The organism is Streptomyces sp. NPDC002754 (assembly GCF_053592315.1).
In genome coordinates, this window is sequence record NZ_JBSFVM010000003.1 from 375131 (window position 1) to 388983 (window position 13853).

The window sequence follows — 13853 nt, forward strand, 5'->3', positions numbered from 1 at the left end:
CTTACTGATCGCTGTGCGCAAGCCGCAACGCCTGCGTGGGACACCCCTCGACCGCCGTCCGGACCGCATCCAGGGGCTCGGGCGGCCCGACGACCACCGCCTTCGCCTCCTCATCGTGGGTGAAGGTGTCGGGGGCGTAGACGACACAGATGCCGGTGCCGAGACACCGCTCCCGGTCGACGACCACCTGCGGTCCTGACACCTCAGGCCTTCGCCGTGGCGAGAACCGGCGGCTTAGCCGGAGTGAAGCGGTACAGGCGCTCCGCGTTGCCGCGCTGGATCTTGTACTGCCGCTCGGGCGACAGGTGGGCGATGCGGCGCTTGACGAGGTCGATGCAGTTCGGCCACGTCGAGTCGGAGTGCGGGTAGTCCGTCTCGCACATGATGTTGTCCTCGCCGATCACGTCGATGCTGGCGATGCCGTGCACGTCGTCGATGAAGCAGCCGTGGACGTGCTCGCGGAACGTGGCGCGGATGTCGAGGGTGTCGAGGTCGACGGCGTCGCTGCCCGCGTGGTCGTTGAAGCGGACACCGCGCTTGATCCAGTGCCGCTGGGTGTCGAGGACCTGCTCGGCGCGCTCGAGGAAGTACGGCATCCAGCCGATCTCGCCCTCCGACAGCGCGATCCTCAGGTTGGGGTAGCGCTGGAACATGCCACTGAACAGCCACGACAGCATGGCTCCCGAGGTACGCGTGGCGCCCCAGGCGAGGTTGGCGAGGAACGGGGCGTCGGGTGCGATCTGCGGCACCGTGGAGGACGAGCCGACGTGCATCGACACGACCATCCCGAGGTCGTTGGCCGCGGCCATCACCGGGTCCCAGTAGCGGCCCTTGTCGTGGATGGTGGGAAGGCCGAGCGGCGCCGGGTTCTCCGAGAACGCGAACGTGGTGGCTCCCTTGGCGGCGCAGCGCTCCAGCTCCTTCGCGGCGAGCGCCGGGTCCCACAGCGGGATGAGGACGAGTGGGATGTAGCGGCCGGGCGCGGCGGCGCACCACTCCTCCAGCATCCAGTCGTTATAGGCCTTCAGGCAGACGAGCCCGAACTCGCGGTCGCCGGCCTCCATGAACAGCTGCCCGCAGAAGCGGGTGACCGTGGGGAAGCACAGCGAGGCGAGGATCCCGGCCTGGTTCATGTCCTCGATCCGGGCCTTCGGGTCGTAGCAGCCGGGCCGCATCTCGCTGTACGGGAGCGGCTCGGGGCTGAACTCCTCCTTCGACTTGCCGACCACCGCGCTCAGTCCTGAGCTGGGGAACCGCTTGCCGTCATAGACCCAGCAGTCCATACCGCTGTCGTCCGTCTCCATGTGCGGGGCGCGGTCGCGGTCCGCCTTCGGGACGCGGTCGACCCACAGGTGAGGCGGTTCGAGGATGTGGTCGTCGACGGATATCAGCCAGTCGAGGGCGCCGTTGCTGGTGAGGTCCGGCGTGGTGTGGTCGGTGGGCACGGGGTGTTTGTCTGTGGGCACGGGGTGCTCCTTCAACTCGTGTGTGTCTTAACGGAGTTCGCCGATCGCCAGATGCTTGAGTTCCTGGAACGCGCGGATGCCGTCGGTCCCGCGCTCGCGGCCGAGGCCGCTCTGCTTGTAGCCGCCGCCGGGGGCGTAGGCGCTGAAGACGGCGGTGTTGACGTTGACCGCGCCGGTGCGCAGGCGGCGCGCCACGGCGGTCGCGGCCGCGGTGTCGGCGCCGTAGACCTGGCCCGACAGGCCGTACGGGCTGTCGTTGGCGATGCGGACGGCATCGTCGAGGTCGCGGTAGCCGAGGACCGTGAGGACCGGGCCGAAGATCTCCTCCTGGGCGGCGGGGTTGTCATTGCCCGGCAGGTCGAGGACGGTCGGCTCGAAGTAGTGTCCTGGCTGCAGCCCTTCGGGGCGTCGGCCGCCGCTGACCACGGTGCCGCCGTGCTCGGTGGCGAGCGCCACGAACCGCTCGCAGCGCGCCAGTTGGGCCGCACTGATGACAGGCCCGAGCGTGGTCCTGGGGTCGGTCGGATCGCCGACGACAATCCGCGCATACGCCGCGCTCACGGCCTCCAGGACTTCGTCCTTCCTCTCTTGTGGCACCAGCATCCGCGTCGCGGCGACACACGCCTGGCCCGCGGTGGCCGCCACGACGGCGACCGCCCCGGCCGCCGCCCGGCCCACCGCGTCGTCGAGGTAGATCTGCGCCGACTTGCCGCCCAGTTCGAGCGCGACACGCTTCACGGTGGGTGCGGCCTGCGCGAAGATGCGGCGGCCCACGGCGGTGGACCCGGTGAACGACACCATGTCCACGGCCGGGTGGCCGGTCAGCAGCTCGGCGCCGGCCGCGCCGCCCTCCACCACCACGCTCAGCACGCCCGGCGGCAGCCCGGCCGCGTCCGCCGCCGCGCCGAACACCAACGACGACAGCGGGGTCAGTGGGCTGGGCCGCAGGATCACGGAGTTGCCCGCCATCAGCGCCGGGACGATCTTCTGCAGCGCCATCACGATAGCCCCGTTGTACGGGGTGATGGCCACGACGACGCCCACCGGTTCGTGCCGCTCCACACTGAGCGCGACCCGGCCGCGCACCAGCTCGTCGACGGGCACGGGCGTCGCCGCCTCGTGCGGCATCCGCAGGTACAGGTCGATCGCACCACGTGCCACCGCCACCCCGCCCTGCAACTGGGCCCGTTCGGCGAACGCGGGCGGCTGACCGGCCTCGGCGACCATCGTGGCGACCAGCGCGTCCCGCGAGGCCTCGACGTGATCGAGGAAGGAGTGCAGGGCGCGGGCGCGCTCGGCGGCCGGGACGTCCGCCCACACGCCGCGCTCGAAGCTCTCGCGCGCCTCGACGGCCGCGCGCTCGATCTCGGGCAGCGGTGTCACCGACACATCGGTCACGTGCGAGGTATCGGCCGGGTTCTCGACGGCCAGCTTTTCCTCGCCGTCGACCCACTTCCCGGCGACGTACGAGCGCCGCTGCTCGATGATGTCGTGCACGGTTCCGCCTCTCTCGCACCGTGAACCGGCGCGGTGAACAAGGGGGTTGGTGGAGCTACCAGGGAAGTGCGCTGTACACGACCGCGCCCCCGTAATGGGGCGACGAATGGCAGGCGAGCCCGAACGTGGCCTGCGCCCGCTGGCGCGGCCCGGCTCGCCCCGCCAACTGCACGTAGCACTCCAGCATTTGAGGCACCCCGTGCATGCGCCCGTTGCCGAGCGCGCCGCCGCCACTGAGCACGGGCAGGCCGCCCGATGTGTCGCTGTCGATGCCGCCGTCCAGGACGAAGCGGTGTGCCTCGCCGGGCGGGCAGTAGCCCAGGGACTCCAGCCAGAAGTACACGAACGGAGAGAACCCGTCGTACAGCTGCGGAACGTCGATGTCGGCGGGCTTCACACCGGCGTGCTCCCACAGCCGCCGTGCCGTCCCCGCGCCCCCGGCCATGATGTCGTCGAGCGGCCAGTGCAGCGGAAGTCGGCGCGGTCCCGGAGCGCTGCCCGCGTACCCGGCGACGTACACGGGCCGGTGCGGCAGGTCGCGGGCGCGCTCGGCGGACGTGAGGACGAAGGCCGCGACACCGTCGACCGGGATGTCGCAGTCGTAGCGGCAGATCGGGTCGTTGACCATCGGCGCGGCGAGGTACTCCTCGGTGCTGATTGGGCGCCCGTGCCAGTACGACCAGGGAATCCGCGCCCCGTTCTTGCGGGCTTCGACGAGGACCGCGGCCATCGCCTCCCGGCCCGCCCCGAACCGCTGGAGGTACTCGTTGTACGCGAGCCCGATCATCGGCAGCGGCCCGAAGAAGCCCTGCGGCGCCGTCCACTGCTGTGCACCGCCGAACTCACGCTGTGCAGTGCCGTGATACGAGGCGCGCGGGTTGTGCAGGGCGCGGTGGACGAGGACATGGTCGGCGGCGCCGCTCGCCACCGCGTTGACCGCCATCGCCACCGAACCGGGAATCTGCCCGACACCCTGGAACCCGGCGACGTAGGACGGCTGCGCGCCCAAGTGCTCGGCAAGCCACGCCGGTGTGACGGTGCTGACACCGTCCTCTGCGGCATGGCCCCCGGAGCTCGGGAACAGTGCGGAGCCGACGAACCCGTCGACGTCCTGCGGGGTGAGCCCCGCGTCGGCGATCGCGGCGCGGGCCGTCTCGACCGCGAGGATGCCCAGCGGCCGCTCGGCATGCCGCCGTACGGCACTGTGCCCGTACCCGACGATCGCGACCTGCCCACCGGCGGCGAACCTCCCGCTCACGACGCCACCTCACTGAGTGTGAAGCCCGGTACGGAGACGCCCGCGGCCACGTCCTCGAAGGCGACCCGTACGCGATCGCCTACGCCCAACCGGGAGTTGACCCCGTCCAGCAGCCGCCCGACCATCCGCAGCCCGGCCTGCTCCTCAAGCTCCACGTCCACCAGCACGAACGGCACCTCGTCCGCCAGGCCCGGCAGCGCCGACTGCCGCACCACGGTCCAGGACCGCACCGTGCCCCGGCCGCTCACCTGCTCGTACGAGAAGTCCGGATCGGTCGCACGACAGTGCGGGCACGTCACATCAGGCGGTAGGGCGAACGCCGCACACCGGGCGCAGCGCGCGAGGGCGAGGATGTGTCGCGCAGAAGCCTCCCAGTACGGGGCGGACTGCGCGTCCGGCACGGGGACGGGGCGCGGGGCGCTCATGTGATCGCCCCCGCGTCCTTCAATTCGGCGATCTCCACCCAGCCGTAGCCGAGTTCGAGGAGCACGGACTCGGTGTGCTCGCCGTGCTCGGGCGCCCGGCGGAGCGTCGGCGGCCGCTCGTCGAACTGCACGGGAACCGTCGGCATCGCATACGACCCGCCGTCCTCCAGCTCCACCTCGCCGACGTAGTCATTGGCGACGACCTGCGGATCGGTCAGCAGCTCCTCGACGGCCTGAACCGGCGCCCACGGCGCGTCGATCCCCTCGAGCAGCACCTTCCACTCCTCGAACGTCCGCCGCGCGAACTCGGCCTCCAGCTCGGCGACACACGCCTCCCGGTTCTCGCCGCGCGCCCGCAGATCGACGAAGCGTGGATCGTCGGCGAGCTCGTGGCGCCCGATGAGCGCGCAGAACTCCCGCCAATACCGGTCCCCTTGGAGGAACACCAGCTGGACGTGGCGACCGTCCTTGGTCCGGTACGCCCCCACGAGCGGGTTCACGGAACCACCCCGCCCCGACACACCGCGCGGCTCCCCGCCCGCGAGCGCCGACAACACGTCGGAGGACAGCGTCCACATCGCGGTGGCCAGCAGCGACACATCCACCACGGAGCCCTCGCCGGTGCGTTCGCGCTTCAGCAGCGCGCCGGCCACTCCGAACGCGAGCGCCATGGCGCCGTTGCGGTCGCCCATCGCCCCGCGCTGACTGATCGGGTACTCCCGCTCCGGCGGCGTCAGTACGTGGGCCATCCCGCCCTGCGCCCAGAACGCGGACGAGTCGTACCCGGCCCGGTCGGCGTGCGGGCCGCGGACGCCGTAGCCGTGGCCACGCGCGTACACGAGCCGGGGGAAGCGACGTGCGAGTTCCCCGGCGCCGAGGCCGAGGCGGTCGAGGGCGCCGGGCCGCAGATTGGTGAGGAACACGTCTGCTGTGGCGAGGAGTTGGTCGAGCAGCGCCCGTCCCTCCTCGTGGCGCAGGTCGAGGGCGACGGACCGCTTGCCGCGGTTGGCGAGCGCCACCGACAGGTTTACACCGCCGCCGTCGGTCCCGATCCGTTGGGTCGCGAGCCCCCGGTACGGGTCGCCCTCGGGCCGCTCGACACGGATGACGTCCGCGCCCCAGTCGGCCAGCAGGGCGCCGGCCACCGGCACGAACACCCACTGGGCGAGCTCGACCACCCGTACGCCGTCGAACGCTTCGCTCCCCATCGAGCACCTCCCGCTCGCCGCGGTCCGAGTCGACCCGGCGTTGCCACGGTAGAGGCACACTGTTGAATTTGGGAAGTGGCGTTCTCGCATAAATAGAGTTGCACTCTTTTTCAGGTGGTGGCGGCCCCGTACTCCTCCCGCCCGGTCATGACGGCTCCTTCATCAGCAGGGGACGGACGAACCGCGCGAGGGCGTCGAGGGTCTCCGCCGACGCCGGCAGGTCCAGGAAGACGCTCGGCCAGGCGTGCGGCACTCCGGGAACGTACGAGGCGGACGTCGGCACCCCGGCGTGGGCGAGCGCCGAGGCGAACGACACGGAATCTTCGAGCAGGACCTCGTCCGTGCTCGCGTACAGCAGCGTCGGAGGGAACGCGGAGAGGTCGCCGAGGAGCGGGGAGGCCAGGTCGTCGTCTGCCGGATGGCCCTGAAGGTACTGGTCCGCGGCCTGCCGGGCCGCCTCGTGGGAGAACAGCTGGTCCGTGGCGGCGCGCGAGCGGTAACTCCCCGCCGTACAGCGCAGATCGAGCCATGCCGACAGCAGTACGAGCCCGCTCGGTACGGGCACGCCGGACCGCGCGCACGCCACCACGAGCGCCGCCCCGAGCCCACCGCCCGCCGAGTCACCCAGCACGACGGGTGGGACGTCGGACTCGGACAGCAGCCGCTCGTACACCTGCGCCGCGTCGTGCGGCGCCGCGGGGAAGGGGTGCTCGGGCGCCAGCCGGTAGCGCGCGGCCACCACGCGGGCACCCGTCGCGGCGGCGAGCCGCGCCGCGAACGCCGTGAACAGTGCCACGGGCCCCAGCCAGTAGCCACCACCATGCAGGTACAGCGCGGTGCCGCGCGGCTGGGGCGGAGTACACACCACGCAGGGCACATCCCCGTACCGCACGTCGCGGATGTCCACACCGGGGTGCGCCGGCCGGGGCAGGGAGTCCATCGCCCCACGTCGTTCGGCGAGTTCGGGTGGCGTAGCCGGCGTCGATCTTCTGACCGGCGGCAGGTCCCAGGTGTACGAGGTGGGGACGCCCGGATCGGTTGGTGTCATGTGCGCGGGTCCTTTCGTGGTGTGCATCGTGTCGTCGTGATGCGTTGTTCGCCTTCACGAAAAGTTCTTCGTCGGGCCGAAATCCCGTACGGGTGAGGTACGTTGGCGGCTGCCCGCACCGATCTCCGGAGGAGGACGTGATGGCGCGACCGGCCCCCGCCGCCGCGAAGGCGCTGAAGATCATCGACCTGCTGGTGTCGCAGCGCGGCGAACAGTTCACGATCTCCGACATCGCCCGGCGCACCGGGAGCAGTCTCGGCTCCGCACACGCCGTCCTCGCGGTCCTGGAGGAGTCCGGCTACCTGACCCGGCATCCGGCCCGGCGGACGTACGGGCTCGGCCCCGCCCTGGTGAGCGCGGGCATGGCCGCCCTTGAGCAGCATCCGGCGATCCGGGCCGCCGCCGAGCGCATCGGGCCCCTCGCCGCCGAGCTCGAGGCCGACGTGGTGGTGAGCGCGGGCACACCCACCGAGATCGTGTCCGTCGCCGTGGGTGGTACGGGTTCCCGGTACGGGCCCGGCTTCCGGGAGGGCGAGCGGGTGCCGCTCACGCCGCCGCTCGGCCTCGTGTTCATGGCGTGGGCGCCTCCCGCGGAGGTGGAGTCATGGCTGGCGCGCGCGCCGGAGGCGGTGGACCGCGACCGGGTCGAGCTGGCGCTGACGACGGTGCGCGAGCGCGGGTACGCGCTCGGCCTGGCCACCTCGGCCCACCGGGCCCTTAAGGGCATCCGGGCCGAGGACCGGCCGACGGCGACGGACCGGGACGTGTGGACCTGGACCGCGTCCTTCGACGACGACTACGACCTGCCGTCCGTCGACCCGGAGGGGGAGTACGACCTCGGCATGGCGTCGGCGCCGGTCTTCGACGCCGACGGGCGGGTGCTCGTCGCCATCACGGCGTCCGGGTTCTCGCCGGGCCTCACCGGCAGGGAGACCGTGCGCGTCGCCGAGTGCGTGCGGGCGTGCGCCACCGTGGTGACCAAGCAGACGCGCGGCCGGTTTCCCGCGTAGCGCCCCATGGTCCTGGTCAGGCGCCGCCGAACAGGGCTTCGTAGTCGACGCGATGGCCCCGCCGTTCCAGCTCGGGGATGACGCGGGTGCCGAGGAGTTCGAGGCTGCGCATGACCTTCTCGTGCGGCAGCGTGCCGAACTGCGTGTAGCACAACAGCTGGTCGACACCTGCCTGTTCGTACCTGAGGATCTTCTCCAGGCACTCCTCGGGCGTCCCCACGATGATCATGTCCTGCTCTGTGTACTTCGCGAGGTCGATCTCGCCGCGCATGGTGGGCCGCAGCAGCGGGAACGCCTTCTCCTTCTCCTCCTCCGGGAGGTGCGCCAGCTCCCATTCGAGGGTGAACTCGGCGAGATTCTGGTACCACCACTTCACCGAGTCCCACAGCCCGTAGTGCGCGGCCTCCTCGGGGTCGTCCGTGCAGTGCACCAGGGTGTAGGCGCCGACCCGGTCGTTGACGGCCCGGGGCAGTGGCTCGACGCACTCGGCCTGGCCGGCGCGGTACACGGCGATCTGCTCGGCCATCTTCTCCACCGGCTGCATCAGCGCGAACGACAGCAGTCCGAGGCCCAGCTTCCCGGCGTTGTGGGCGGACTGGGCGCTGGCGGCGGCCAGCCAGGCCGGCGGATGCGGGTCCTGGACGGGGCGCGGGGTGATGAAGCGCTCAGGAAAGTCGATCGTTTCGGACTTCCACTTGAGCTTCTCGTCCGTCCACGCGGCGATGACGAACTCGAAGGCCTCCCGCCACATGTCGCGGGAGCGGTCGTCGGCCGGGACGTTGAACGCGAGTTGCTCGTTGGGCGTCGAGCGGCCCGAGCCCCACTCCACCCGGCCGCCGCTGAGTACGTCGACGGTGGCGACCTTCTCGGCGACACGCACCGGATGCTGGAACCCGGAGGGGAGCAGGACCACGCCGAAGCCGAGCCGGATGTTCTCGGTGGCCTGGGACAGCGCCCCGAGAATGGTCTCGTTGGACGGGGACGCGGACCGGCCCTTGCGGAAGTGGTGCTCGACCACCCACGCGGTCTGGAAGCCGAGCCGGTCGGCGAACTTGATCTCTTCGAGCGCCTCGGCGTACGTCTGCTGCTCGGCGCGCTTCTGCCCGAGCGGGAACGGCTCGGCCGAGGGGCCGATCTTCGGCTGGAACTCGTAGAGCAGATCGAGCTTCATCGAATCTCTCCTTCGCGAATGCGCCTCCAGCCGCGCGGACGTCCAGCTATCGACGCTCCATTTTCGCTATAGCGAAACTGTCTTCGCTTACGTCGAGAGTGTGTGACCGCACACCTCAACTGTCAAGAAGAGTCGCCCTGTTGAGGGTGAGAGGTAGAGCGGTCCGCGGACGGGTCAGTCGCCGGCCCCGGTCAGCCCGCCCAGGCAGAAGTCCCAGACCTCCTTGGAGGTGACGGGGGTCGACTTGCTGCCCGTCGGGACGCCCGGGGTCTGGGCCGTGAACATGGCCGTCTGCATCACGAGCGCGGCGATCCGGCGCGGCTTGGCGGCGCGGGCGTCGCCCGACTCGACGGCCTGCTCGACGAGTTCGGTGAAGACGTCGAGCAACGGCACGTGTGCGGTGGCCACTTGGGCAGGATGGGTGGCGAGCAGCTGCATCGCGAAGTCGGTGAACAGGGGGCTCTGCTGGTTCGGGCGTGGCTGCGAGCTCTTGTAGAGCAGATCCACCGCGACCCGCAGTCGCTCCAGCGGCTTCTTCTTGGCCGCGGTCGCCGTGCGGATCTCGTCGGCGGACCGCGACAGGGCGTCCTCGAAGAGTGCGAGGAGCAGCTCGTGCTTGCCGTCGAAGTGCTGGTAGAAGCTGCGCAGCGACTGCTTCGAGCGCTCGACGACCTCCTGCACCGTGAAGTCGGTGGTGCCCTTCTCGCCCATCAACTCCTGGGCGGCGTCCAGGAAACGCTGGATGCGCTCCTCGGCACGGAGCTTGGCTGCGCGGGTGGACCGCTCGACGGCGCGTTGGCGCCAGGCGGGCGGAGCGGGTTCGGCGGGGACGGCGTTCATGGCAGAACGATACTCCGCGTCAGTGAAAAGCGTGGGGCATCGCCCTACCGAATCGCCCACCGCACGAGTGTTGGGCAAGATTCTCCTGCCCGGAACGTTGCTTCGCCTCAGCGGAGAATGTAGTTTCCGCCGCAATCGAGGTACGCCCCCTGGGGAGGACCGTTGCGAAGGCTACTCATCGGCGTGGTGACCGTGCTCGCGGTGCTGCTCGCCGGATGTTCCACCCGCTCGGACTCGAAGAACGCCGGTTCCGAGGACAAGGAGACCGCCAAGGCGAGTGCCTCGGCCGCGGCCGCAGGCGGCGCCGACTTCGGGACGCTGAAGGATGTGTGCGGCAAGGGCGAGGCGAAGGGCGGCGGCGCCCAGGGCGTCACCGCCAAGGAGATCAAGGTCGGCGTCTTCACCGACGAAGGCTTCAACAAGACCCCTGAATTCACGGAAGCCGCCAAGGTGTTCACGTCCTGGTGCAACGACAACGGCGGGATCAACGGCCGCGATCTCACGCCCGTCACCCACGACTCGAAGCTCCTCGAGGTGCGCCAGCGCATGCAGCAGGCCTGCAAGGAGGACTTCGCCCTGGCAGGCGGTGCCGCCGCGCTCGACGGGCTCGGCGTCAAGGACCGGCTGAAGTGCCTGCTCCCCAACTTCGCCGCCCAGTCGAGCCTGCCGCCCGCCATCGGATCCGACCTGCAAGTGGTGGGCTCGGGGCCGTACGCCGACTACTTCCAGTACGCCGGCCTCTACAAGTGGCTGATCACCGAGAAGTACCCGTCGTCCGCCAAGAGTGTCGGCATCATCTCCGGGGACAGCCCGGTCACCAAGATGATGACCGCGCAGTTCAAGGAGTCCATCGCCCAGCTCGGCGGCAAGGTCTCCTACACCGAGCTCTACCCGGCGACCGGCGTCTCGGACTGGACGCCGTACGCCCAGTCCATCAAGAACAAGAAGGTCAAGGGCCTCGTCTTCCTCGGCGACTTCAACTCGCTCGCCAAGCTGGAGCAGTCCCTCACCAGCCTCGGCTACGCACCCGACTGGATCGACTCCAACAGCAACTCCTACGGCGACGCCTTCCTGAAGCTCGCCGGGTCGGCTCTGAAGACCCAGCACAATTACGCCGAACTGTTCGCCACGGCACCCCTGGAGACGTCCTCGCCCACCACGGCGAAGATCAAGCAGCTGTACGCCAAGTACGCTCCCGACGCGAAGGTCGGCTACCAGTCACTGCGTGCCTTCGCCTCCTGGCTGCTGTTCGCCACGTCGGCCCGCGACTGCGCCGAACTGACGCGGACGTGCGTCTACGAGAACGCCACGAAGAACACCGGCTGGACGGCCGGCGGCATCCAGGCCCCGTTCGACCTGTCCAAGCTGCAGACCCCCGCCACGTGCTACTCCATCGTCGCGGCCACCCCCGAGGGCTGGAAGCCGGCCGACTTCAAGCCGGACAAGGGCCCCTACCGCTGTGACGCGCCCGCCGTGAAGTACCGGGGCAAGTACGTCGAACCCGCCACGCTCGCCGACGTCGGCAAGTCGATGTCCGACGTGAAGTGACAGGCGCCGACTCCTGCTGATCGCGGGCTCCCGCCCTCTCCCGTACTGCGCTGACCGTACGTAGGGTGAACAGCGCGAACGGTTCGTCACCGGTGAGTGGAGAGCGGAGAGGGCGGGTGGGCCCATGGCCTCGGCGCGGCATGAGGAGATACTCGGGGCGGCGCTGGAGGTGTTCGCCGAGCGCGGCTACCGGGGCGCGTCCATCGACGCCGTCGCAGAGCGCGCGGGGCTGACCCGGCAGGGCGTGCTGCACTACTACCCCAGCAAGAAGCGCCTCCTGTTCGCCATGATGCACCTGCGCGAGGATCTCAACCGGAAACACCTGCAGTCCGACTGGAACGAGCCCGACATGCCGTCCCGGCTCGCGGAGGCACTCGCCTTCGACCAGCGCATCCCGTCCCTCGCGCAGGTGCACAGCGTGGTGATGGCGGAGGCGGCCACCGGCCAGGAGCCGGCCCGCGGTTTCGCCCGCGAGCGCTACCGCGAGCTGATCGACAACCTCACCGAGGGCTTCACCGGCCGCTTCGGCGAACGCCTCCCCAGCGGCCTCACACCCCGCACCGCGGCCACCGCCCTCATGGCCCTCTTCGAGGGCATGCAGCAGCAGTGGATGGTCGACAGCGACGACGAGCGCTACCAGGACACCGTGCGGGAGACGATGACGGTGCTGCTGCTGGGCGCTCAGCCGGCGGCGGAGATGCCGCCGGACACCACCCGGCCCGCTTCCGTGCGGGCTGGGTGATCGCGCTGCTCGCCGCTACTCCGCGAACCGCAGCAGCGCGTCCTGTGCGTACGACGCCACCAACTCGCCCTGCTCCGTGAGGATATCGCCGCGCCCATGGCAGCGCCCGTGCGCCGAGAGCGGACTGTGCTGGCGCAGGAGCAGCCAGGTGTCGGCGCGCACCGGCTGGTGGAACCAGAGGGAGTGCGAGGTCACGGCGGAGGCGAAGGCGCGGCCCGCGTCGTGCTGGGTGACACCGGGGACGGGGCGCAGCGCCGTCCCGATGAGGGTGAGGTCGGTGGCGTAGGCGAGCAGCGCGGGGCCGAGCTCGGCGGCCACTGGTGGGGTGCGCGTCCACAGCTCGTAGGCGGGTGCCTCGCTGTCGGGGGAGTCGAGGTCGGTGGCGGCGCGGGTCTCCCACGGCAGCAGCTCCAGATCTACCCGCCGTTCCTCGCCCGGCAGTTCGCCCGCCGCCTCCACGGTCTGCCGCTGCGGCCCGCCCTCCCACGTGTGCAGGCTTACCGTGGCCACCGCGACGACCCCGTGCTCCTGCCGCGCCTGAATCTGTACGGCCCCGTACGTCCGCCCCTGCTGCACGCAGTCCGTCTCGTAGCGCACGGGCTGCCCGCCCTTGCCCTCGCGCGGGAACAGGACGTGCAGGGACTTCACGGCCTTGCCCGGACACGTGAGTTCGGCGACGCGCGCTGTCTGCGCGAGGAGCTGTCCGCCGAACAGGCGGTGGTACGCGAGCTGTTGGGAGGGCGTTTCGTACACGCCCTGTCCGAGGGGCTTGGGGGCGAGGCAGTGGAGCAGGTCGTTCCATGTGTCGGTCATGCGAAACTCCTCCAGGTGCCGTGCCTACAGGTGTACGAGACGGGGGGCGGCGTGGCGCGTCGCGATCAACTGGCCTGCCTGGTGCGTGAGTTCGCGTGCGCTGCCGAGCAGGCCGTCCAGGGCCAGGGCCCGCTTCACGTGCCGGTGGAGTTCGTGCTCGGCGGTGAAGCCGGTGCCGCCCAGGGTCTGCTGGCAGTGCCGGGCGGCGGTGAGGGCGGCCCGGCCCGAGGCTGCCTTGGCGAGGAGGGAGCTGAGATCGCCGTCGGCGGCGAGCAGAGTGGCCTCCGCACCCTCCAGGGCCACCAGCGTCTCGGCTAGTTTGTGCCGCAGGGCCTGGAAGGCAGCCAGTGGGCGGCCGAACTGGTGCCGATCCAGGACGTGCTGGCGGGCCAGCGCCAGCATCGCGTGTCCCGTGCCGACGAGCCACCAGCCGACGGCCTGGCGCCCGAGGGTGAGCGGCACTGGGGCGCCGGGTTCGGACAGCACCCGCAGCGGAAGCTCCGGGTCGATCCCGGCAGGTTTCACCCCGGACGCGTCCCGCTCCCAGCACACCCACAGCCCGCCCGCGTACGGCATCGGAACCGTGCCGCCCAGTGGTCGCCCCGCCTCGTGCAGCAGCACGTCGTTGAGGACCGGTGCGTGGGTGCCGGTCTCGCCGAGCAGGCGGAAGACGGCGCGGATCGCGTCGGCCGGGGCCTCGGTGAGCATCTCCGGCCAGCCGAGGCCGGTGAGTGCGGTGTCGAGCGGCCCCCGGTCCGCGACGGGTGTGGTCATCGTCTTGCGGAACGCCTCTTCGAGCAGTTCCCGGTCACTGTCCTCCATGGTGA

14 protein-coding genes are annotated in these 13853 nt (G+C 70.6%); 3 read left to right on the plus strand and 11 right to left on the minus strand.

Annotation, left to right across the window (positions count from 1 at the left end; translation table 11 throughout):
• Window position 1 precedes the first annotated feature (1 nt).
• The 7 genes from ACWD2L_RS11470 to ACWD2L_RS11500 form a co-directional block, all read right to left on the minus strand.
• Complete coding sequence (locus ACWD2L_RS11470; RefSeq protein WP_451189053.1) at window positions 2–202, minus strand: ferredoxin; 201 nt, start codon at window positions 200–202, stop codon at window positions 2–4.
• Between the two features lies 1 nt (window position 203).
• A complete protein-coding gene (locus ACWD2L_RS11475; protein ID WP_451189056.1) occupies window positions 204–1466 on the minus strand; it encodes an amidohydrolase family protein in 1263 nt (420 codons plus the stop codon).
• 27 nt (window positions 1467–1493) lie between these two features.
• Window positions 1494–2963: an aldehyde dehydrogenase family protein gene (locus tag ACWD2L_RS11480; RefSeq protein ID WP_451189058.1), complete on the minus strand. Its 1470-nt coding sequence runs from the start codon at window positions 2961–2963 to the stop codon at window positions 1494–1496.
• A 55-nt stretch (window positions 2964–3018) separates the two neighbouring features.
• Window positions 3019–4221 carry a thiolase family protein gene (locus tag ACWD2L_RS11485; RefSeq protein ID WP_451189061.1) on the minus strand — a complete coding sequence of 401 codons (1203 nt, stop codon included), beginning with the start codon at window positions 4219–4221 and terminating at the stop codon, window positions 3019–3021.
• Window positions 4218–4646 carry a Zn-ribbon domain-containing OB-fold protein gene (locus ACWD2L_RS11490; RefSeq protein ID WP_451189064.1) on the minus strand — a complete coding sequence of 143 codons (429 nt, stop codon included), beginning with the start codon at window positions 4644–4646 and terminating at the stop codon, window positions 4218–4220. Before ACWD2L_RS11490 ends, ACWD2L_RS11485 begins: the two co-directional genes overlap by 4 nt.
• Window positions 4643–5854: a CaiB/BaiF CoA transferase family protein gene (locus tag ACWD2L_RS11495; RefSeq protein ID WP_451189067.1), complete on the minus strand. Its 1212-nt coding sequence runs from the start codon at window positions 5852–5854 to the stop codon at window positions 4643–4645. The genes ACWD2L_RS11490 and ACWD2L_RS11495 overlap by 4 nt, the downstream gene beginning before the upstream one ends.
• Window positions 5855–5999: 145 nt before the next feature.
• Entirely contained in the window at window positions 6000–6902 is a 903-nt protein-coding gene (locus ACWD2L_RS11500) for an alpha/beta hydrolase fold domain-containing protein (RefSeq protein WP_451189070.1), read from the minus strand.
• Between the two features lie 140 nt (window positions 6903–7042).
• On the opposite strand from ACWD2L_RS11500, the gene ACWD2L_RS11505 reads away from it, so the two are divergent.
• Window positions 7043–7912 (plus strand): IclR family transcriptional regulator, encoded by an 870-nt coding sequence (locus ACWD2L_RS11505; RefSeq protein WP_451189073.1) that lies wholly within the window; start codon window positions 7043–7045, stop codon window positions 7910–7912.
• Window positions 7913–7928: 16 nt separating this feature from the next.
• Here ACWD2L_RS11505 and ACWD2L_RS11510 read toward each other — a convergent pair whose 3' ends face one another.
• Window positions 7929–9083 (minus strand): LLM class flavin-dependent oxidoreductase, encoded by a 1155-nt coding sequence (locus ACWD2L_RS11510; protein ID WP_451189076.1) that lies wholly within the window; start codon window positions 9081–9083, stop codon window positions 7929–7931.
• Between the two features lie 174 nt (window positions 9084–9257).
• Window positions 9258–9923, minus strand: a complete 666-nt coding sequence (locus ACWD2L_RS11515; protein WP_451189079.1) for a TetR/AcrR family transcriptional regulator — start codon at window positions 9921–9923, stop codon at window positions 9258–9260.
• Between the two features lie 162 nt (window positions 9924–10085).
• Here ACWD2L_RS11515 and ACWD2L_RS11520 point away from each other — a divergent pair, with 162 nt between their 5' ends.
• Window positions 10086–11471: an ABC transporter substrate-binding protein gene (locus ACWD2L_RS11520; RefSeq protein ID WP_451189082.1), complete on the plus strand. Its 1386-nt coding sequence runs from the start codon at window positions 10086–10088 to the stop codon at window positions 11469–11471.
• A gap of 124 nt (window positions 11472–11595) precedes the next feature.
• On the plus strand, window positions 11596–12213 hold the full coding sequence (locus ACWD2L_RS11525; protein ID WP_451189085.1) for a TetR/AcrR family transcriptional regulator: 618 nt from the start codon (window positions 11596–11598) through the stop codon (window positions 12211–12213).
• Window positions 12214–12228: 15 nt separating this feature from the next.
• Here the strand turns inward: ACWD2L_RS11525 and ACWD2L_RS11530 are convergent, their stop codons facing one another.
• A complete protein-coding gene (locus ACWD2L_RS11530) occupies window positions 12229–13026 on the minus strand; it encodes an acyl-CoA thioesterase (RefSeq protein ID WP_451189087.1) in 798 nt (265 codons plus the stop codon).
• 24 nt (window positions 13027–13050) lie between these two features.
• Window positions 13051–13848: an acyl-CoA dehydrogenase family protein gene (locus ACWD2L_RS11535; protein WP_451189090.1), complete on the minus strand. Its 798-nt coding sequence runs from the start codon at window positions 13846–13848 to the stop codon at window positions 13051–13053.
• Window positions 13849–13853 lie beyond the last annotated feature (5 nt).

Excerpts from the sequence above, each read along its gene's own strand:
- ACWD2L_RS11490 (WP_451189064.1), bottom strand. The coding sequence starts at position 4,646 with ATGAGCGCCCCGCGCCCCGTCCCCGTGCCGGACGCGCAGTCCGCCCCG.
- ACWD2L_RS11495 (WP_451189067.1), bottom strand. The coding sequence starts at position 5,854 with ATGGGGAGCGAAGCGTTCGACGGCGTACGGGTGGTCGAGCTCGCCCAG.
- ACWD2L_RS11500 (WP_451189070.1), bottom strand. The coding sequence starts at position 6,902 with ATGACACCAACCGATCCGGGCGTCCCCACCTCGTACACCTGGGACCTG.
- ACWD2L_RS11505 (WP_451189073.1), top strand. The coding sequence starts at position 7,043 with ATGGCGCGACCGGCCCCCGCCGCCGCGAAGGCGCTGAAGATCATCGAC.
- ACWD2L_RS11510 (WP_451189076.1), bottom strand. The coding sequence starts at position 9,083 with ATGAAGCTCGATCTGCTCTACGAGTTCCAGCCGAAGATCGGCCCCTCG.
- ACWD2L_RS11515 (WP_451189079.1), bottom strand. The coding sequence starts at position 9,923 with ATGAACGCCGTCCCCGCCGAACCCGCTCCGCCCGCCTGGCGCCAACGC.
- ACWD2L_RS11525 (WP_451189085.1), top strand. The coding sequence starts at position 11,596 with ATGGCCTCGGCGCGGCATGAGGAGATACTCGGGGCGGCGCTGGAGGTG.
- ACWD2L_RS11530 (WP_451189087.1), bottom strand. The coding sequence starts at position 13,026 with ATGACCGACACATGGAACGACCTGCTCCACTGCCTCGCCCCCAAGCCC.
- ACWD2L_RS11535 (WP_451189090.1), bottom strand. The coding sequence starts at position 13,848 with ATGGAGGACAGTGACCGGGAACTGCTCGAAGAGGCGTTCCGCAAGACG.